We start from the raw sequence: 17,850 nt of genomic DNA, 5'->3' as shown, positions 1-17,850 counted from the left end.
AGCAGAAACGTCACCGTCACCGAACCGGAACCGAGATCACCGCCCTACCGCCAAAACCGGTTCCGATACTCCCCGAGGGCCTGTTGGCGCCGGCATTGCCCGGCCGCAGCAGGGCCGCGACCGGCTCGCCGGAGCCACCGCGGCCGTGATCGACGAACGCCATCAGCGGATGATGGCCGTAGGTCTTCTTCCAGGTCGCCGCGGCGTCCTGCTTCTCGGCCGCCGCGGAGGCGGTGGGCCCGGACGTGGTGCGCACCTGGGTTACCCGCGGCGACATTCTCGTACGGCCCTCACACCGAAGCCTCCAGGGCCGCACCCTGCCCGTCGGCACCCCGTACACGGTCGACGGATTCCCCCTTCGCTACCCGGGCGACCCGTTCGCGCCGATCGCGCTTACGAGGAACTGCCGTTGCCACCTCCGCTACGCCACCGCCCCGAAGGAGTAGACCGCCATGCGGACCGTTACCTGGATCCTGTGGAGCCTCGCGTTCGCCGTGCTCGAAGGGATTGCCGTGGCCAACCGATGCGACGGAGACACCCTGTCGGAGAACTTCTACCGCGCGTTCCGCACCCGCACCAGCAAAGCCGGCCGCGCCCTGTTCACCCGTCCCTAGCCGGTCGACTGCGCCGGCTCGAATCACCACCTGATCACCGACGGGTCCGGCACCCAACTCGCCGTCCTGCTGACCCTGACCGGCGGAAGCCGCAACGACGTCACCCAACTGACCCGCTGCTCGATGCGATTCCGGCGGTTCGTGGCGGCCAGGTTGTCCCCGTCGCAAGCCGACTCCCTGTTCGCAGACCGGGCTCGGCCACGACACCGACCACGAACAGGTCCGCGCGGGCGGCGTCGTTCCGGGCATCGCCCGTCGCGTACCCGGCACGGCACCGGACCGGGCACCTACCGGTGGGTCATCGAGCGACCATCCTGCCTGGCTTCACGGCTTCCGACGCCTGCGCATCCGCTGGAACGCCGCGCCGACACTCGGCTTCATTGTGTTAGCCTTTGTAATAGGCAAAGGTCATTTTCGCGCGGCACGTGTCCGCGGGCCTCGGGCAGAGGTCGGTCGGCCTCTGCCTCGACTCGTGGGGTGGCGCCGCATATTATTCCACCATGCGGTGGACACAAGGACGTCAACGGAAACTGATCTACGGCTTATTAATCCCGGTTCTGACGGGGAGTGCAGTGGGGTGTGGTGGCACAGAGGGTGATGGTGGCGCTGCCGCGGAGCAGCCGTCCTGCCACCAGGCGGCGAGCGGTCAACGTGTTGGCCAGGAAAAGGCCGAGGAGATCCAGGTGTTTGGGCGGGTTGAGTTTCCCACGTCATTCACGGGTGTCCGCCGGGTCGAGGGTATCGCCGAAGTCTATCGGGTGCCGCGGCCCGGTCGTGACCTGGACAAGGCCGTGGCCACGGAGTTCCCCGGTGTGCGGGTCGCGTTCTGCGACGTTCCGCGGTCCGAGCCGCAACTGCGTGCGCTGGATCAGGAAATCCACGACGACCTGGCCTGGCAGAAGAAGCAAGACATCACCATCGCGTGGGCCACTCTGGACGCACGCCGGGGGATGGTGAAGGTGGCGGTGGAGAATCCGGACGAGGTGCGGTCGCGCATCGTCGAGCGGTACGGCGGCGGGGTCTTCGTGGTCCGGGGCGAAGCGGTGCCCGTCGAAGCTGCCTCTCTCACGTGAGACAGCCGGGCACGCACTTGTCGAGTGCGTGCCCGGAAGGGAGAGGCGGGACGAGGTCACGGGGCTTTCATGATGGAGAAGTTCAGTGTGCTCCCGGCGTTGGTGACGTAGGGGTGGAACGAGCGTGTGGAGCATTCCCGGCCGTTGTACTGGTATCCGACACAACTGCCCAGGTAGGTCCGGTCGATTGCGCTGATGATGCCGTAGGCCAGCGCGCTCGTCTTCGCAGAGTTGAAGTTCCCGGCGAGGGGACCACCGCTGTCTCCATGTCCGACGGATGCCACTCCGCCGGTGTTCTTGGCCCACGCGCCGGGGCCTACCCTGCCGAAGTCGCGGATGTTGGCGTACTGGTTGTTCATGCCGACCCGGATCGTCGACGCACCGGAGTACGCGCCCGAGGCGACCACGTACTGGTCGAGGCTCGGGTGCCCTATGTTCCGCACCCCGAAGCGCTTGTTCACGTCGGTGCTGTTGTACGGGCCCTTGAACACGTAGGGTTGGTAGCTCTTCCCGGTGATGACCACCGCGTCACGCGCGACGCTACCGTCGCCGCTGGTGCCCACCACGGTGCCGGTAGGCGTTTTCCACTGCTTGTTCTTACCACAGTGCCTGGCGGTGAGGAGCCCGTCGGTTCCGCTGGGCTTCACGACGGAGAACGCGGTGGAGCAGGCGCTATTGCCGTTCACGATCAGGCCACCGCCCCAGAACGGGGCATTGTCGTCCCAGCGGCCCGCAGCAGCCACCGCCTGCGGAGCGACGTCGTAGCGCAAGGGAATGCCGTCCGCCGTCGTCTCGGGCGCCGCGGAACGCGCGGGCAGCGCGGTCTCCGTGGCGACCCGCAGGCCAGCGAAGTCGTTACTGAATCCCACTTCGGTGATCAGAGAGGTGATGCCGGGAGGTGGATTGTCCATCAATGCCTGGGCGGCGGCGTCGAGTTCTGCGGCCGAGAAGCCGACGCTCACCACCGCTACCGTGACAGGCTCAGCGGTGTCGACAACATCGCGGACCGCAGCAGGCAGCTCGCCTTTCCAGTAGAGGGTCACGGCGTCCGGCGCGACTCTGGTGCCGGTGAATCCCGTGAGGTTCCCCTCCGCCGTGACTTCCTGAATGTGCTGTGCGGTCGCCACCGCCTTCTCTTGGGCTAGCAGGCGCGGATCGTCCAGAACGTCCTCCAGAGAAGCCGCCGAACCCGGCGAATCCGCTGAAGCCAACGTGCTGCGCTTCGGCGATTCTTCCGAAGCGGCCGTCGGCGCCCAGGCCGTCGCGGAGAGAAGTATCGCGCATCCCGCACCCGCGGTGAGTGCGAGCCGTAATCGGGAAATGCTCTTTACCATGTGCCCCCCTTGGTGCGCACGGTGATGCAGACGGAATTCTCGAATGCCCTGCCGAGGGTAGAAACCTCCTGACCGTGCGTCAATTGGCCATTGAGGCAACGCCGCCCGCCAACTACAACGGCTCACACATGGCCTGTTCACCCTGGCCCTGAGTTGGTTCTTCGATGCCATCTGATCGACCCTGAAACGGTGGCAGCACCGGAGCGGTTTATTGATCCGAAACGGTTTGGGTTCTGGGTCGTTGGTGGGGTGTGAGCGATCTGGTGGGGGACGCGCGGCATCTGTCGCCTTCGGCGCAGGAGGCCCTGCAGCTGCGGCCGGTGGGCGCGTTGGTGGCGGGGCGGGACCGTGGGGACATGGCTGCGGTGTTCGGGGTGTCGCTGAAGGCGGTCGACATCTGGTGGACGAAGTGGCTGGCCGGCGGCCGGGAGGCACTGGTGATACGGCCGCGGGGCAGGCCGGTGGGGGTGCACCGGGCGCTGGGGGAGGCCGAGCAGGCCGCCGTGCGGCAGGCGGTCCTCGATCACCGGCCTTGTGACATGAGCCTTTCCGGTCAGTTGTGGACGCGGCGACTGGTGGGCGAGATGATCGCGAAGCTGTACCGGGTGCGGCTGACCAAACCGGGGGTGGGCAAGTATCTGAAGCGGTGGGGGCTGTCCTTCCAGCGTCCCGACAAGCGTGCCGTCGAGCAGGACCCGGAGGCGGTCCGGCGCTGGCACGAGGAGACCTGGCTGGCGATCCGGGCGAAGGCGAAGTGGGATGGCGACGAGGTCCTGTTCGCAGACCAGGTCGGCATCCGTTCCGACCAGGTCACCGGCCGCACTTGGGGTGAGAAGGGGAAGACCCCGGTGGTGCGGCGGAGCGGGAACCGGTTCTCGGTGAACGCGATGTCTGCGATCAGTTCCAAGGGCCGGATGCACTTCATGGTTTTCGCCGAGTCCTTTACCACCGAGGTGATGTGCCGCTTCCTCGACCGGCTGGCCGGCCACTTCGACCGTAAGGTCCATCTCGTGGTCGACGGGCACTCCGCTCACCGCTCGAAGAAGGTCCGCGACTGGCTTGTCGCCCATCCCGACGATGTCGAGCTGCATTTCCTGCCGCCGTACTCGCCCGAGCTGAACCCCGACGAGCTGGTCAACGCGGACCTCAAGCACAGCCTGCCCAGACAGCACCGGGCCCGCGACTAGGCCGAACTCGCCGCTGAGACCCGCCGCTTCTTCCACAGACGCCAGCGTCAGCCCCACACAGTCCGCAGCTACTTCGGCGGCCCACACGTCCGCTACACCTTGGACGAGAACCCCATGAGTTTCTGATCAATAAGGCTTCCGGCCCACCGCGCAGACCCGCCAGGGGGCCGCCGTGCGGTGGTTGCCGATGTCAGCGTGGTCGGGTCGCCACTGGGCGCAGGGAACGACGGCGGGTTCGAGGAGTTCGAGGCCGTCGAAGTAGCCGGCAACGTCGGCGGGGTCGCGTAGCGTCTGGGGGTCCACGCCGGCGTCGTTCCACATCTGCACCACCCGGTCCAGTTCACTGCTGACGTTCTTGAGGGGGTGAGCGAGCACCAGGTAGCTGCCCGAGGGGACGGCTTCGACGAACCTCCGTACGACGTCGCGCGCCTGGTCGTCGTCGATGATGAACTGCACGATCCCGAGCATCATCACGGCGAGGGGCCGGGTGAAGTCCAAGGTCTTCGCTGCCTGTTCGAGGATAGCCTCGACGTCGCGTACGTCGGCATCGACGTAGTTGGTGGCGCCGAGCGGGCCGCTGGTGAGCAGCGCCTCGGCGTACCGCAGTACGAGAGGGTCGTTGTCGACGTAGACAACGCGGGACTTGGGCGCCAGGTTCTGCGCGACTTCGTGGGTGTTGTGGTTGGTGGGCAGGCCGGCACCGAGGTCGAGGAACTGGCGGATCCCGGCTTCGGCGGTGAGGTGGCGCACGGACCGTATCAAGAAGCCGCGGTCGGCTCGCGCGGCTTCCGCGACGTCCGGCAGAACCTGCTGTATCTGGTCGCCGGCCTCTCGATCGACTTGGTAGTTGCTCTTACCGCCCAGCCAGTAGTCCCACACTCGTGCGGAGTGAGGTCGCTGCTGGTCCAGCGGCCTCTCTTCATCGCTGGATGACGTCGATGGCTCTGACATGACCGGGCTCCTTGGAAGTGGTTTCTGTGGCGAGGCGAAGATATAGGTCCATGTTGCTCGGTGACCATTGATTCGACGAATCCTTGGCCGTGGAGTTCAGACAGTGCGCTGTTGCGTCCACGGCACGGCCGACCCATGTCGCGAAACTACAGAAAGTCAGTGCGGCGTGAGTTCATCTGCTGTGGTGATAGCTATGAAGCGCGAAACCGTGAATCGATGGTCTCTATGCTGGACAGGGCTTGGAGTTTCTCGCGCATGACCTGTGCGCGCGGTTCGTCGAGTTCCTCAAAGCTGTCCAATGCTCGCCGCCACGTTGCTCGGGTTTCTTGCCTTTCACCGTGCAGCAGGGCTAGGTGGCCTTGCTTGGCCAGGGCTTCTGCCTCTCCCCAGGCGTCCTCGGCGTCCCGGCAGATGCTGAGAGACTGCGCCAGCAAGTATTCTGATCGGTGTAGATCACCTTGAGCGTGTGCCACGTGCGCCCATTGCATCAGCACCATGCCCTGACCGTATCGCTCATCCATCTCCTCGAAGTCACTCAGCGCTTTGGTCAAGTGGTGCACTGCTTCTGAGTGGCGTCCTAAACGCGCCATGGACTCCCCCAGGTACCCCCGAGCAGCTGCCGCTCCCAGGTCGTCCCCGATTTCGCTGAAGATTTCGACAGCCTCATGGAAGCGTGCCCGCGCACTTTCTGCTTCCCCGCGTTGAACTGCTACGAGACCGAGGCCGGCGACCGTCCAGGCGAGTCCCCGAACATCACCCACTTCCTCGTACAGTTCCTGTCCACACCTCCACAGTTCCTGTGCTCGCGCGTCGTCACCCAAGTGGCTGTGAACACAGGCGAGATGCCCGACCAGCCATGCTTCAACCCTTCGTTCGCCGACATCGCGGACAGCCTGAAGAGCTACCTCGTACGCGGCCTTGCAGATGCTCCACGACCGACGGCGCATTGCCCATGCAGACAGTCGAAGTGGCAGCTCCCATGCACCGGGTAATCGATATTCCGCAGCGATCCTGACGACTGGTACGAAGTTTTCCGCCTGCGCGTCGAACCATCTGCTTGCCTGCGCTGAACTGTCAAAAGCCAGGCGGTTGTCATCAAGCTTATTTGCCTCCGCGAGAGGTTGGCGATGCCAGTTCGGCGACAGGGCTTTGTGCGCCGAGTCTGCGGTGTGCACATACCATTCCACCATACGGCGAATTATCGCAGCCCTGTCGTACGGGGAATCCTCTTCCACGGTCATGTTCCTGGCGTACGATCGCAGAAGTTCGTGCATGATCCAGCTTTCGCCAGTGCCCACCTCGATCAGGTGCATCGCTTCCAGTCGCTCAAGGCGCTGGTGCACCTCTGATTGGGGTTGGCCGGACGCCGCGACGACGGCATCGACGGTGACGCGCTCTGGTAGCAAGCTCAGTAGTCTGAAGAGGCGGGCGGTCTCAGGATCCTCATACGCCAATTGGCGATACGACCAGGATATCGCTGTGCGAACCGTCACCTGATCCGTCGCCAAGGCGTCCAGCCGGTGCGCACCGCCCGTAAGGTCTGCAACAAGATCGGACACTCGCATCTGCGGGTGGGCGGCGAGCCTCTCGGCGGCAATCCGTAGCGCCAGGGGCAAGTGCGCGCACCGCTGCGCCAGTTGACGGGTCGCGTGCGGCTCGCCGTCGGCACGGGCCCCTATCGCCGCGCTCAAGAGCACAACGGATTCCTCCGAAGGCATGGGTCCAAGGGCAACGCGGGCCGCGCTGTCGTGCACGGCCAGCTCGGTGAGTCGTCTGCGGCTGGTGACGACCACGGCACAGCCGGGGGCCCCGAGTAGCAGCGGTCTGACCTGCGAGTTGTCGGCGGCGTTATCGGCAACGATCAGAATGCGGCGTCCGTGTACGAGGCTCCTCAGCAACGCTCCACGTTGCTCGATGCCCGGAGGGATGGATCGTGCAGGAACACCGAGGGCGGCGAGGAAGTTCTCCAGAACCCCATGCGGGGTCGCCCGCTGCTCTGCCGGGGAGAACCCTCCCAGATCGGTGAAGAGGACTCCGTCGGGGAAGCGGTGGTTCACCTGATGGGCCCACCGAACCGCCAGCGCCGTCTTGCCCGCTCCCGGCGGCCCGTCGATCACCGTGATCATCACGGTCCCGGCGTGCTCTGCTCGGTCGAGGTGCCAGTCGAGTTGCGTCAGTTCTCTCGTGCGGCCAACGAACCCCGGGCCGGCGCCCGGCGGGAGCTGGGCCGGACGGGGCGCCCACTCGCGCGGATCCTCCTCCTGCGTCCGGAGCGCCAGCTGGTACAGCCGGCCGCCGGCCTCCAGTGCCTCGTCGCAGACCTGCGCCAACTCGACGGTGGGTTCAACTAGTTCATTCTCGACTCGACTCAGCCAGCCCGGGCTATAGGCCGCACGTGCCGCCAGGGCCCGTAGGGAGAGCCCCTGCGCCCTCCTCATCTGCCGCAGAGCCTGACCGAACGAGGCTTTTTCCCTGTCCACTGTGCTATCCCGAATGACTGAGTGGTGTCCCAACCGTGTGGGGGTGATCTCCGCCGTGATCAAGCTTGGGGTGACCACGACTCGCTATTGAAATTCCATTCGCCGCTGCCCCCCGAGGACTTCCAGCCATACCCTCTCAGCATATGCGTCACTTCGCATCCCTGAGGTGAGTCGCCTCTTGCGGCACATTCTGATCGCACTACCTGCACCGGAAGACAATTCGTCCGGCAAGGGCCTCACCTTGGCTTTCTGTGGTCGGTGGGGCTGGGTATGGTCGGCGGCGCCGACGTTGGCCACGGGGAGGAGGGAACAGGTGTGCGGTGCAGGGAAGATCGGTACGCGCGCTGACGAGCGTCCCCGGCGTCATGGTGTTACTGGCCTCGTGCTCCAGCGGCGATTTCTGGGAGAAGGCCACCGATCCCCGCAGGGGTGACGGCGGTCAGCAGGCCGAACTGGACCCGTCGATCCGGATGCCGACGTTGTCCGCGGCCGTACAGGACGGGCGCGTCCGGTTGCAATGGCAGCCGGTGAAGAGGATCAGCCGCTACCGGATCAACGACGGCCGATCGCAGATGGACGTGCCAGCCGCGATCTGCGCGCAGACCTGCACACTGGGCCCGCCCCCTGCGGCCCGAGGGCAGCCGCCAGGAGTTCGCGGTCTCTACGGTGACCGCTGCCGGCGCCTTCTCCAAGACGTCCACCGCCACAGTGCAGGCGCCGGAGCCGGAAGCCGACGAGCCGGTAGGCCCGCTGCAGGACATCGGGGTGGCGGGCGTTGGCGTTGCGCCAGCGCAGGTAGCGGTGCAGGGCCCGGGTCTGCGCGGGGTGGCTGCGGTGGTGGGAGTTGGCCAGAGTGAACTGCCGCAGCGGCCCGAAGTGGGCCTCGATCGGGTTGGCCCAGGATGCGTAGGTCGGGGTGAAGCACAGCTTGACCATGTTCTTCTTCGCCCAGCGAGGATGTTGGCACCGGTGTGGGCGGAGAGGTTGTCCAGGATGATGTAGATCGGGGCGCCGCCCGGGGGCGGTGCGGATCGTCTTCAGCGCGTGACGCCGTGGGTGCGCAACTAGGGCTTGTGTGATGTCGTGATCAATCCTTGCGGTTCCGTTCCGCCCGGGGGGCGTATCCGGTAGGGAGTCGTTCGTGACGCGCAGGCAACTCACCGATGAGCAATGGAAGTTGATCGAGCCGTACCTCCCGATAGGTGAGTACGGCCCGTATCCCGAGCGGTTGCGGGATCAGTTCGAGGGGGTGATCTGGCGGTTCAGGACAAGCGCGCAGTGGCGTGAGATGCCGGGCGGGTTCGGGCCCTGGCCGACCGTCTACGGACGCTTCCGGGTGTGGCGGGACGCCGGTGTCTTCACTGCCCTGTTGGAGGGCCTGATCGCCGAGGCCGCGCGCCAGGGCACGGTGGACTTGTCCCTGGTCAGCGTGGACTCCACGACCGCCCGCGCTCACCACGACGCCGCCGGGATGCTCGTCGGCGCGGACGTCATGGAGGCTCTTGAGGAAGCCGCCGCAGAGCAGGAGAAGGCCCGGCAAAAGGGGGCCGCGAGGCGGAACAGAACGGGCGGGATGGCGGAGACGAGCCTGAACGGGAAGAGCGCCGACGCGTCCGCCAGCGACGCAGACTCCGCCTGAAGGAGGCTCTGCTCGGAAGGTCACGCGGTGGGCTGACCAGCAAGATTCACCTCGCTGCGGACCGGAAGCGCCGGCCATTGTCGTTCGTTTTGACCACCGGGCAGGCCGCGGACAGCCCGCAGTTCATCCCCGTGCTGAAGAAGATCCGTGTGCGTCTGCCGGTCGGCCGGCCCCGCACCCGGCCGGGCACGGTCGCCGCGGACAAGGCTTACTCGTCCCGCGCCAACCGCGCCTACCTGCGAAAACGCTGTATCAAGGCAGTCATCCCGGAGAAGGAGGACCAGGCCGCCAACCGCAAGAAGAAGGGCAGCCGAGGCGGCAGGCCCGTCAGCCACGACGCCGACCTCTACAAGGAACGAAACGCCGTCGAGCGCCTGATCAACCGGCTGAAGGACTGGCGCGGCATCGCCACACGCTTCGACAAGACGCCCGAGAGCTACCTCGCCGGCCTCGAACTCCGTGCCTCCATGATCTGGATCGACGAACTGCTGCGAACAGCCGATTGATCACGACATCACACAGGCCCTAGCCCTCGTCCTCGGGCACCAGCGCGACCACCGTGGCCGCGGCGGTCATCACGGCGGCGCGCGGGGCGACTTCCTCCAGCGCCGCCCAAAGCGCTGCCACGTCCACGTCCGTCCCGTGCTCCTCGACCAGCTCCAGTTCCTCGAACAGCACCTTCGCCGCCCGCGCAAGCATCCGCGAAGCCTTCTCCATCTGGGGAGCGTCGACAGGCGTTAATCGTGGGGTGTCGGCGAAGGGACGGCGGCCAGGTTGGCGCCGTGCATCCGATCGAATTCGAGGCCGATGAGGCCGAGGGCGTCTATGTCTTCCGCTACCTCCCGCGCGACAACATGGCCGTGAGCCGGCAACACGCCGCTGCCGAGGAGGTATAGGACGGACAGAACGCCGCCGCACGAACCCCAGCTTCCCTCATCGACCACACGGAAGGTACCCACCAGGTAGGCGACGGCTCCGGCATGACTCAGGCGTCGGCCATCGCGGCCAGGACGCGTTCGATGACCTCGGTGCGGACTTTCCGGCGCCATCTGCCTGTTCAAACGCCCTCTAAGGCTTACTCACTCGGGGTCCAGTTGTCGTCGGATCCCCAGTAGTCGTACTGCGGGAGCCCGTCGACGCTGCTGGTGCGGAAGGGGCGTCCGCCGTCGTCGATGCGGACTGTGCTGGAGCGGCCCTGGCTGGACCACTCCAGCTCCAGGTACCAGTCGCAGGCGCACGCCATGGTGTCGGCGGTGACCAGCAGGACCTCGGGCTCGCTGACGGAGACGGCGTAGGGAAAGGTCACGGCGGGGATCTCGCCGTTCTCGTCGCTGCCGGGCCGGGACAGGGCAAGCGGGCGATCGGCGTCAAGGTCCACCTCGAAGGCGCGCGGGACGACCGCGCCGCCGCAACCGATATCCATGCTGAAGACGTTCCCCTGGGCGGGAGCGGCACGTTCGGCCACCCGGACCCGTAACGCCTCCAGCACGACGGCCGCCGAGTCGCGGCCCTGGACGGTGACCCGCACCAGCGTCTGTCCGCCGTGCACCGCGCCCAGCGACTCCGCCCACGCCTTCGCGTCCTGCTGCGCGGGGGGCGCGGGCACCTCGCCGGCCGGGCGGTCGATGAGGTATCGGTGGGAGCAGCCGCTCTGCCAGACGTGCGAGTCCACCGTCCAGTCCAGCGGTGCCGGCGCGTCCTCCTGCCCCTGACCCGCGTCCAGATCCCGATCCTCAGGGGCGTCCACATCCGGGCTCGGGTTCTCGGCCGGGGCCTGATCCTCGGACGCGTCCGGGTCTGGGTCTGGGTCCCCGGCCAGATCCCGATCCTCGGACGATTCCACGTCAGGGTTCGGGTCCGGGTTGGGGTCACCGGCCGGGTCGGGACTCATGAGCGCGGCCAGCATCACCACGACGGCGATGACGCCCGCCGCCATAGCCACGGCGACGTACCTGGAGCGGCGGCCGCGCGGCCGTCGTGGCGCGGGCTCGGGGTCCGCGGGCTCGGGGTCGGCGGGCCCGCGCTCCGGCATCCGGCGGGCCTGTGTCGCGGCCAGCCACGTCCGGTGGAGTTCCAGTCGCTCCTCCGGTGTCGCCTTGCACATCTGGGCGAGGCGCTCCAGCAGTGCGAAGTCCGCCGGCACCGCCTCACCGGAGCAGTAGCGGTGCAGCGTGGAAGCACTGACGTTCAACCGCCGGGCCAAAGATCCGTAACTCTGCCCGCCGCGCTCCTTGACGCGACTCAGGTACGCGGCGAAGTCCTCAACTTCCCGCGCCCTTCTCGTCGGCTTCACCGTAACTCCCCGCTCGCGTGTGGACCGTCACCCTCCCACACGCCCGGAAACGGCGTTCCGCCGCCCTCACGAACGCCCCGGTCAGCGGCGCGAACGGCGTTCTATCGTCCCGGATTCGGGCGGCGAGGTTGTCCCGCCGCACCGCCGTCACGCAGTCTCCTGGCGTTCTCACATCCACACCATCCGCACCTCTCACACCAGGGGGACCACCACATGACCGCTCACGCCCGCCGTCCCGGCCGCCGTGCGAAGGCCGCGACCCTCAGCGGCTTCGCGCTGGCCCTGGTCGCCGCCACCCTGTCCTGCAGTGCCTCCGACGCGGCGGAGACCAATGACGGCTCAGACGCCCCCGGCGCCTCGGCGTCGGCCCCGTCGGACTCGTCGGCCCTGCCGGACTCGTCGGATCAAGCTGACCAGTCCGATCAGTCGGACGCAGGGGACACCACCGCCACCGAGAACGCTGAGGAAACCTCGAAGGCTGCGAGTCCGGGGTTCCTTGAGACAAGCGACCTGCCACAGGACCCCGAGTTTCCCTGGACTGCCGATGCGGTGACCGCCGGCCTCCCAGAGTCCCCGCCCTTCTGCCTGGAGGGGCTGCTGCCGGACGGGCCCGCCACACAGCACCGCGAGTTCCGGACCGAGCTGACCATCTACGCTAACCAGATCATCGCCGTACCGGGTGACGAGTCCGCCGCCGCCGAACTGGCAGCGCTCCTGGACCAGGCGATCGAGCGGTGTGCAAGCGAGTACGAGGAGAAGTACCCCGGCGCCATTGCGGAGTACCGGGACTACGGCACACTCTCCGTCGAGGACGGTGCCCGCGTCCATGGGCTGCACACATCTGTGCCCCAGGGCGACAGCAGCGTCGTCCTGCTCGCGGTGGGTCGCGACGGCGACGCCGTCACAGTCGTCCGCTGGAGTGACATGAACGACTTCGACCGCGCCCCCGTAACGGAATTCCAGGACACTGCGACCGCCGCCGTCGAGGGCCTGTACTGATCGGTTGAGTCCTTCGACGGCATCTGCCTCCGCCCCAGCGCCACCGCGGCGACGGCGACATACGTCCAGCAAGATTTCAAGGCCATCACCGGCAAGGTCAGGACGATGTGGACGACTGACAGGAGCCAGCCGCTCGATACCCTACTGCGTCAGCTCAACCCGGCGCTCAAGGGCTGGTGCGTCTACTTCCGGCCTAGCGTGTCCAGCCGCACCTTCGCCAACCTGCGCTACTACACCTGGCGCCGGGTCGGAAACTTGCTGCGCCGCAAACCCACGGCGGCGTCCAGGGCGTCACCGTCCAGGCGGGCCAGCAGCCGGCCCAGGGTGCAGGCGCGCGGGACGGCGTGGACCGGGCCGATCCGGTGACGCAGCCGCGGATCCAGGCCGGCGGCGAAGCGGCTGATCGCTGCGAGGGAGGCGGCGCCTGCCAAGACCGCGGTGGTGCAAAGAGCCTCCGTCAACTCGAAGGCGCAGGTCAAAGGGCTGGTGTGACCGGCTCTGGGGGTGCTCACGCTGGTCGTCGGCGGCAGTCTGCGGAGTAGATCGTCCGTCTGCGGCTGACTTCGAGGTTTGTCAGAGCAAGCAGGGCGCGCAGGAGGTGGGTGGCGCGAGCGGGATTGGTGCGGAGCTTGGTGAGGATCCGCCAGTTCTTGAGGTGGGGCGAAGCCGTGTTCGACCGGTGCGCGGCCGACGGCGATGACGCGGTTGGCGGTCTTCTGGCCGGGGGTGAGCTTGTGGGTGCGGCTGGAGTGGAAGCCGGTGGTGATCACGGGATTGCGTACGTCGCTGTCCAGGCCGCGGAAGCCGAGGTCCGCCAGGGCCCCGAGGCCGGCGGCGCGCAGGTGGGCCAGGAGGTGATTCTGGCGGGCGGCGGTGTTGTCGTGGGGTGCGGCCGGGCCTGGCGGCGGATATCCAGATCAGCCGACCCCTCTCGTCGGTCAGGGCGAGGAAGTGCAGGCCGTGATGGTGGTGTTTGCCGGAGTAGTTTCGCCGCTCGGCCTTTCCGGTGCGGCGCTGGGTGGCGATGAGGTGCCGTCGATCAAGACCACCTCCCCGCCCTGCCTGGCGACCTTCTTCAGGGTGCGATCCAGGCGCGGCGTCTGCGCGGCGAGCAGGGCGATCAGCTCGTCGCGCCAGCGGCGGACGGTCGACTCGGACACGTTGTTTCCGCCCTGCCATGTCGGCCAGGCACTGATCGTGGCGCAGCACGGCCAGGACGATCACCGCGATCTTCCCGGGCGGCAGGATCCGCCACCTGGACCGGATCACTTTCAGGTGACGTCGCAGCAGATCGGCGAGGTGGTTGACGGTGCGTGAGGACAGCGGCAGACGGCACTGGTAGACAAGCGGGCAGGTGTCCTCGGCGTGCTTTTCGGTTTTCGTCACACAATTCCAACGGCCGCCGGGGGCACCCCGGTTACGCCAGCGCCGCGCTGCCGCAGACGGCAGATCAGGTCACAGCGGGTGGTGAACCGGCCATCGGGTAGTTTGCGTAGCCAGCCGCGATCGACGAGTCTGACCAGCTTCCCACGCAGCGGCTCCAGCTTGCCCCGCACGCTGACGTCGATTCCCTGCGCGTGCCGACCTGCCGGGCCATGACCGGACCGGCGGCCTGCCGCACGGCGGCGAGAATGCGCTGGTAGTCCGGCGGAAGGGTGGTCTCCTCCACGCCTGAGGTGCGGTGCGGGATCAGCATCACCGCACGTCCGCCCACCTGTCCGGGCGCCGCCGCGACAGAGGCGCGCTCGTCGGCGAGCTGTTCGCTCATCCGCTCAAGGACCCGCTCCGCGACGGCGAGCGCGTCCCGCTCAGCCCGCACCTCCGCCGGCTGCTTGGCCAGCTGTTCTTCGAGTTCGTCCAGCTCCGCGCGCCGCGCGGTGATCCGCTCCAGCAGCTCGGGATCCAGCATGCACCGGATCCTAGAAGGCCGCCCGGTCACGGTGAGTGCGAACCGAGAAGCTGCTCCTGGAGCGAGAGATGGCGCAACCGTCTTTGGCGTGACTGGTTGCCAGGCTATTCACTGGTCTGGGCATGGATGGGGATCTTGGCGATGTCAGGGCGTAACGGGGAGGCTAGCGAGGTGCCGCTAGTACGTCCGAAAGTACGTTCTCAAGCGTGACGCGGGCCAGCTCGTGTCTCAGGGTCTCCTCGATGCCCTCGTAGATACCCTGCATCGCCGGCTGGATGCCGTGACCCACCACGCATCCCTGGTCCGGGGTGGTGCGGTGCATCGCGAACAGCGGGCCGGGTTCCACTGCCTCGTACACGTCGAGCAGGGTCATCGACTCCAGCTCGCGCGCCAGCGACCAGCCCGCGCCCACGCCCCGCCGGGACTCCACGAGCCCGGCCCTGCGCAGCTCGCCGAGCAGCCGTCTGATCACTACGGGGTTGGTGTTCGCGCTGGTCGCGATCTGCTCGGAGGTGGCGACCTCGTGGCCCTGGCGCTGGTAGAGGCCGATCCAGGCCAGCGCGTGGGCGGCGATGGTCAGCCTGCTATTGGCGCTCATGATCCCTCCCGTCGGTCGCAATGCTTCATGTTACGACAGCAGAGTCGTAACAGTTAAGGTTGCAACAGCCTGTCGTAACAATTAGCGTTGCGACTGTCGAGAAGGGCCAATCAACGAGGTGAGAAGAATGAGCAAGCCACTCACGGGCAAGGCCGCCCTGGTCACCGGGGGGTCGCGCGGACTCGGAGCCGCGACGGTACGACTGCTGGCCGAGCAGGGCGCCGACGTCGCGTTCACCTATGTCAGCTCCGAGAAGAAGGCGCAGGCCGTCGTCGACGAGGTGCGCGGCAAGGGAGCCAAGGCCGTCGCCTTCAAGTCCGACCAGGCGGACATGAGTCGGGCGCCGGCGCTGATCGACGACGTGGTCGCGCACTTCGGCGGCCTGGACATCCTCGTCAACAACGCGGCGATCACCGCGGGTGGCACGGTGGACGACCCTGCCGCCGACACTGCCGCACTGGACCGGATGCACGCCACCAACTACCTCGGCGTGATCGCCGTCATCCGGGCCGCCTCCCGAGTACTTCGCGCGGGCGGCCGCATCGTCACGGTGAGTTCCGGAGTGGGCTCCCGGGTCGGTGTCCCGGGAGCTGCCGACTACGCGGCGACCAAGTCAGGGATCGAGAGGTACACCATGGGGGTCGCACGAGACCTCGGGCCCCGGGACATCACGGCCAACGTCGTGGAGGCCGGAATCATGGACGGCGGCATGGAAGCGCCGGACCCCGAGACCCTCAAGACCCTGGTCAGCTCGCTGTCCATGCAACGCCTGGGGCACCCCGACGAAATCGCCGCGGCGATCGCCTTTCTGGCCAGCCCCGCCGCGTCGTACGTCACGGGCGCAGTGCTGGACGCCCACGGTGGCTACAACGCCTGAACCCGAACCCCTGCAGCGCGCCCCGGAGGACATCGCGACTTCGGGGCGCGCACCAAGGAGAGCGGCTCCTGACGAACGATCTTCTCCGCAGACTGCCGCCCACGACCAGGGTGAGTCCCCCGAGTACGGGTCACACCAGCCCTTCGACCTGCCCCTTCAAGTTGGCGGAGGCTCAAAGCACCAGCAGCGCACCGAGCCGGTAGCGGCGGCCGCGCGCGCGACGCGGATCAGGCAAGGCATCCAGTACATCGGCGGGCGCGACCAGGCGCTCCGTGTCCGAGGGCAGATCGGCGGGCGGGTGCGCCGCGCGCCGCCGGGTTCTCCGGTCAGCGGCCGGACCAGCGGGGCGGGCGCTTCTCCACGAAGGCCGTCACGCCCTCCGTGTAGTCGGCCGAGGCGTGCACGGTCTCCGCGGCCTCCTCCGTGGCCCGCCAGCCGAGGTCGTCGGCAGCGCTCAGGCAGCGGTCCACGGCGGCCAGGCTCGCCTGGACCGCCGCCGGGGCGTTGCCGCAGATCCGCGCGGCCAGCTCCAGCGCCCCCGCGAGGGCGCCGCCTTCGGGGGTGACGCGGTTGGCGAGGCCGGCGGAGTGGGCACGCTCGGCGTCGATCGGGTCGCCGGTCAGGACCAGCTCGCAGGCCAGGTTGACGGGCAGGGTCCGCGGGCCGCGGAAGAGGCCGCCGCAGGTGGGGACCACCCCGCGGGAGACCTCCGGCAGGCCGAAGCGGGCGGTGGCCGAGGCCACCACGAGGTCGCAGGCGAGGACCAGCTCCAGGCCGCCGCCGAGCGCCGGCCCCTCGACGGCTGCGATGAGCGGCTTGCGCCGCCTGCGGCGGATCAGGCCGTACGCGCCGCCGCGCTCGGTGACGTAGTCGCCCCGGGCGGTGAGGTCGCTGCCGGCGCTGAACACGCCCCCGGAGCCGGTGAGTACGCCCGCCCACAGCTCCGGGTCGTCCTCCAGGAGGTTGAACGCCGCGTCGAGCCCGTCTGCGAGCCGGCGGTCCACGGCGTTGCGTTTGTGCTCCCGGCACATCCGCACCACGAGCACCCGGTCGTGCCGCTCCGTACGCACCGTCCGATCGGCGCCACCGGCGGTCACCGGGGGCCGGCCATCTTGCGGAAGTCCCACCCGGCGGCGTACGCCGGGACGAGACGCAGCCAGCCGTGCCGGCCGTCCAGGCGCAGTTCTCCGCCGGAGTACTTCTCGCCGAAGAGCCGCTCCGGCACGGCGAGTTCCGGCACGGGCTCGCCCGTACGCGGCACCTCGCCGACCTGCTCGACCGTGCCGCGCAGCTCGACGCCGCGCAGCTCGCCGTAGTCGTGGCCGTCGTCGACGACCACCGCGGCCCGCGGGTCGTCCGCCAGGTCCCGCCAGCGCTTGCTGTCGACCAGGGAGTACAGCCACAGCGCGGTGCCGTCCCAGACGTACCACAGCGGGCTGACATGGGGCCCGCGCGGGCCGCCGGTGGCCACCCGGCAGACCCGCCCGGCCGCCAGGAAGGCGTCGCGTTCCCCGGGGGTCATGGCGATACGGGACGGGCGGCGCCGGCGCGGCGCGGCGGCTGCCCCGGACGAGAAGTCCTGCTCTGTCATGGCTACCTCAGCGGTGGCGGGTCGAAGGGCTCGGGCGACAGGAAGCGGTCCAGGACGTTGCGGGTGATCGTGGAGACGTTGTTGGCGTAGCCGTTGTACGGCAGCGCCCCGCACCAGGCGATCGAGCCGGTGGCGAAGACCGCGCCGCCGCCGGGGGTCTCGAAGAACGCCATGTCGGCGCGGAGGTCGGGCCGGTGCGCCTCCTCGGTCGCGGGCATCCAGTGCTGCGCCGGGAACTCCGTGGCGGTGGCGAGCACCAAGGCGTGCGGCGGGGTGCCGAGGGCGGGGTCGGCGCGGTCGACCTC

Annotated in this window: 18 protein-coding genes and 5 pseudogenes; 9 read left to right on the top strand and 14 right to left on the bottom strand. The window is 68.1% G+C overall.

Features of this window, described 5'->3' with window-relative positions; genetic code table 11:
• Window positions 1-64 precede the first annotated feature (64 nt).
• Window positions 65-229 (bottom strand): annotated as a pseudogene (locus H5J30_RS02215) (IS1380 family transposase); the annotation flags it as partial.
• A 223-nt stretch (window positions 230-452) separates the two neighbouring features.
• Between H5J30_RS02215 and H5J30_RS37620 the strand changes: the two are divergent.
• The 3 genes and pseudogenes from H5J30_RS37620 (at window position 453) to H5J30_RS02205 (ending at window position 1,687) form a co-directional block, all read left to right on the top strand.
• Complete coding sequence (locus H5J30_RS37620; RefSeq protein ID WP_181785437.1) at window positions 453-614, top strand: hypothetical protein; 162 nt, start codon at window positions 453-455, stop codon at window positions 612-614.
• Window positions 615-1,034 (top strand): annotated as a pseudogene (locus H5J30_RS36285) (transposase family protein); the annotation flags it as partial.
• An 80-nt stretch (window positions 1,035-1,114) separates the two neighbouring features.
• Window positions 1,115-1,687 (top strand): hypothetical protein, encoded by a 573-nt coding sequence (locus H5J30_RS02205; RefSeq protein WP_181785436.1) that lies wholly within the window; start codon window positions 1,115-1,117, stop codon window positions 1,685-1,687.
• Between the two features lie 56 nt (window positions 1,688-1,743).
• On the opposite strand, the gene H5J30_RS02200 is transcribed toward H5J30_RS02205, so the two are convergent.
• Window positions 1,744-3,021 (bottom strand): chymotrypsin family serine protease, encoded by a 1,278-nt coding sequence (locus H5J30_RS02200; protein ID WP_181785435.1) that lies wholly within the window; start codon window positions 3,019-3,021, stop codon window positions 1,744-1,746.
• 251 nt (window positions 3,022-3,272) lie between these two features.
• On the opposite strand from H5J30_RS02200, the gene H5J30_RS02195 reads away from it, so the two are divergent.
• Window positions 3,273-4,208, top strand: a complete 936-nt coding sequence (locus tag H5J30_RS02195; RefSeq protein WP_374100935.1) for an IS630 family transposase — start codon at window positions 3,273-3,275, stop codon at window positions 4,206-4,208.
• Between the two features lie 126 nt (window positions 4,209-4,334).
• Here H5J30_RS02195 and H5J30_RS02190 read toward each other — a convergent pair whose 3' ends face one another.
• The 3 genes and pseudogenes from H5J30_RS02190 to H5J30_RS02180 form a co-directional block, all read right to left on the bottom strand.
• Window positions 4,335-5,159, bottom strand: a complete 825-nt coding sequence (locus tag H5J30_RS02190) for an SAM-dependent methyltransferase (RefSeq protein WP_181785434.1) — start codon at window positions 5,157-5,159, stop codon at window positions 4,335-4,337.
• A 191-nt stretch (window positions 5,160-5,350) separates the two neighbouring features.
• The gene (locus tag H5J30_RS02185) at window positions 5,351-7,639 is read right to left on the bottom strand and encodes a tetratricopeptide repeat protein (RefSeq protein ID WP_181785433.1); all 2,289 of its coding nucleotides are present in this window, start codon (window positions 7,637-7,639) and stop codon (window positions 5,351-5,353) included.
• A 753-nt stretch (window positions 7,640-8,392) separates the two neighbouring features.
• Window positions 8,393-8,683: pseudogene (locus tag H5J30_RS02180) on the bottom strand (transposase); the annotation flags it as partial.
• Between the two features lie 97 nt (window positions 8,684-8,780).
• Here H5J30_RS02180 and H5J30_RS02175 point away from each other — a divergent pair.
• Window positions 8,781-9,784, top strand: a pseudogene (locus tag H5J30_RS02175) (IS5 family transposase).
• A gap of 19 nt (window positions 9,785-9,803) precedes the next feature.
• Here H5J30_RS02175 and H5J30_RS02170 read toward each other — a convergent pair.
• Window positions 9,804-9,995, bottom strand: a complete 192-nt coding sequence (locus tag H5J30_RS02170) for a hypothetical protein (RefSeq protein ID WP_181785444.1) — start codon at window positions 9,993-9,995, stop codon at window positions 9,804-9,806.
• A gap of 358 nt (window positions 9,996-10,353) precedes the next feature.
• Window positions 10,354-11,571 carry a helix-turn-helix domain-containing protein gene (locus H5J30_RS02165; protein ID WP_181785432.1) on the bottom strand — a complete coding sequence of 406 codons (1,218 nt, stop codon included), beginning with the start codon at window positions 11,569-11,571 and terminating at the stop codon, window positions 10,354-10,356.
• 549 nt (window positions 11,572-12,120) lie between these two features.
• On the opposite strand from H5J30_RS02165, the gene H5J30_RS35870 reads away from it, so the two are divergent.
• Both H5J30_RS35870 and H5J30_RS37365 read left to right on the top strand, forming a co-directional pair.
• Window positions 12,121-12,570 (top strand): hypothetical protein, encoded by a 450-nt coding sequence (locus H5J30_RS35870; protein ID WP_220188442.1) that lies wholly within the window; start codon window positions 12,121-12,123, stop codon window positions 12,568-12,570.
• A gap of 105 nt (window positions 12,571-12,675) precedes the next feature.
• Window positions 12,676-12,798, top strand: a pseudogene (locus tag H5J30_RS37365) (group II intron maturase-specific domain-containing protein); the annotation flags it as partial.
• Window positions 12,799-12,800: 2 nt separating this feature from the next.
• Here the strand turns inward: H5J30_RS37365 and H5J30_RS37360 are convergent.
• Both H5J30_RS37360 and H5J30_RS02150 read right to left on the bottom strand, forming a co-directional pair.
• On the bottom strand, window positions 12,801-13,001 hold the full coding sequence (locus tag H5J30_RS37360) for a hypothetical protein (protein WP_374100936.1): 201 nt from the start codon (window positions 12,999-13,001) through the stop codon (window positions 12,801-12,803).
• A gap of 142 nt (window positions 13,002-13,143) precedes the next feature.
• Entirely contained in the window at window positions 13,144-13,596 is a 453-nt protein-coding gene (locus H5J30_RS02150; protein WP_309505399.1) for a transposase family protein, read from the bottom strand.
• On the opposite strand from H5J30_RS02150, the gene H5J30_RS37355 reads away from it, so the two are divergent.
• Window positions 13,522-13,887: a hypothetical protein gene (locus H5J30_RS37355; protein ID WP_309505400.1), complete on the top strand. Its 366-nt coding sequence runs from the start codon at window positions 13,522-13,524 to the stop codon at window positions 13,885-13,887. The two genes, H5J30_RS02150 and H5J30_RS37355, sit on opposite strands and share 75 nt — an antisense overlap.
• Window positions 13,888-14,020: 133 nt before the next feature.
• Here the strand turns inward: H5J30_RS37355 and H5J30_RS02145 are convergent, their stop codons facing one another.
• A complete protein-coding gene (locus tag H5J30_RS02145; RefSeq protein ID WP_309505397.1) occupies window positions 14,021-14,479 on the bottom strand; it encodes a hypothetical protein in 459 nt (152 codons plus the stop codon).
• A gap of 163 nt (window positions 14,480-14,642) precedes the next feature.
• Complete coding sequence (locus H5J30_RS02140; RefSeq protein WP_181785429.1) at window positions 14,643-15,077, bottom strand: Rrf2 family transcriptional regulator; 435 nt, start codon at window positions 15,075-15,077, stop codon at window positions 14,643-14,645.
• A gap of 127 nt (window positions 15,078-15,204) precedes the next feature.
• On the opposite strand from H5J30_RS02140, the gene H5J30_RS02135 reads away from it, so the two are divergent.
• Entirely contained in the window at window positions 15,205-15,954 is a 750-nt protein-coding gene (locus H5J30_RS02135) for an SDR family NAD(P)-dependent oxidoreductase (protein ID WP_181785428.1), read from the top strand.
• A 326-nt stretch (window positions 15,955-16,280) separates the two neighbouring features.
• Here H5J30_RS02135 and H5J30_RS02130 read toward each other — a convergent pair whose 3' ends face one another.
• The 3 genes from H5J30_RS02130 to H5J30_RS02120 all read right to left on the bottom strand — a co-directional run.
• A complete protein-coding gene (locus H5J30_RS02130; protein ID WP_309505396.1) occupies window positions 16,281-17,051 on the bottom strand; it encodes an enoyl-CoA hydratase-related protein in 771 nt (256 codons plus the stop codon).
• Window positions 17,048-17,545 (bottom strand): pyridoxamine 5'-phosphate oxidase family protein, encoded by a 498-nt coding sequence (locus H5J30_RS02125; RefSeq protein WP_181785427.1) that lies wholly within the window; start codon window positions 17,543-17,545, stop codon window positions 17,048-17,050. The genes H5J30_RS02130 and H5J30_RS02125 overlap by 4 nt, the downstream gene beginning before the upstream one ends.
• 2 nt (window positions 17,546-17,547) lie before the next feature.
• On the bottom strand, window positions 17,548-17,850 hold a 303-nt coding region (locus tag H5J30_RS02120), incomplete at its 5' end, for a N,N-dimethylformamidase beta subunit family domain-containing protein (protein ID WP_374100934.1).

Source organism: Streptomyces phytophilus (assembly GCF_013870535.1).
GTDB lineage: Bacteria > Actinomycetota > Actinomycetes > Streptomycetales > Streptomycetaceae > Streptomyces > Streptomyces phytophilus.
This window is presented reverse-complemented; position numbering and strand designations above follow the sequence as displayed.

Excerpts from the sequence above, each read along its gene's own strand:
- H5J30_RS37620 (WP_181785437.1), top strand. The coding sequence starts at position 453 with ATGCGGACCGTTACCTGGATCCTGTGGAGCCTCGCGTTCGCCGTGCTC.
- H5J30_RS02205 (WP_181785436.1), top strand. The coding sequence starts at position 1,115 with ATGCGGTGGACACAAGGACGTCAACGGAAACTGATCTACGGCTTATTA.
- H5J30_RS02200 (WP_181785435.1), bottom strand. The coding sequence starts at position 3,021 with ATGGTAAAGAGCATTTCCCGATTACGGCTCGCACTCACCGCGGGTGCG.
- H5J30_RS02190 (WP_181785434.1), bottom strand. The coding sequence starts at position 5,159 with ATGTCAGAGCCATCGACGTCATCCAGCGATGAAGAGAGGCCGCTGGAC.
- H5J30_RS02170 (WP_181785444.1), bottom strand. The coding sequence starts at position 9,995 with ATGGAGAAGGCTTCGCGGATGCTTGCGCGGGCGGCGAAGGTGCTGTTC.
- H5J30_RS02145 (WP_309505397.1), bottom strand. The coding sequence starts at position 14,479 with ATGCTGGATCCCGAGCTGCTGGAGCGGATCACCGCGCGGCGCGCGGAG.
- H5J30_RS02140 (WP_181785429.1), bottom strand. The coding sequence starts at position 15,077 with ATGAGCGCCAATAGCAGGCTGACCATCGCCGCCCACGCGCTGGCCTGG.
- H5J30_RS02135 (WP_181785428.1), top strand. The coding sequence starts at position 15,205 with ATGAGCAAGCCACTCACGGGCAAGGCCGCCCTGGTCACCGGGGGGTCG.
- H5J30_RS02125 (WP_181785427.1), bottom strand. The coding sequence starts at position 17,545 with ATGACAGAGCAGGACTTCTCGTCCGGGGCAGCCGCCGCGCCGCGCCGG.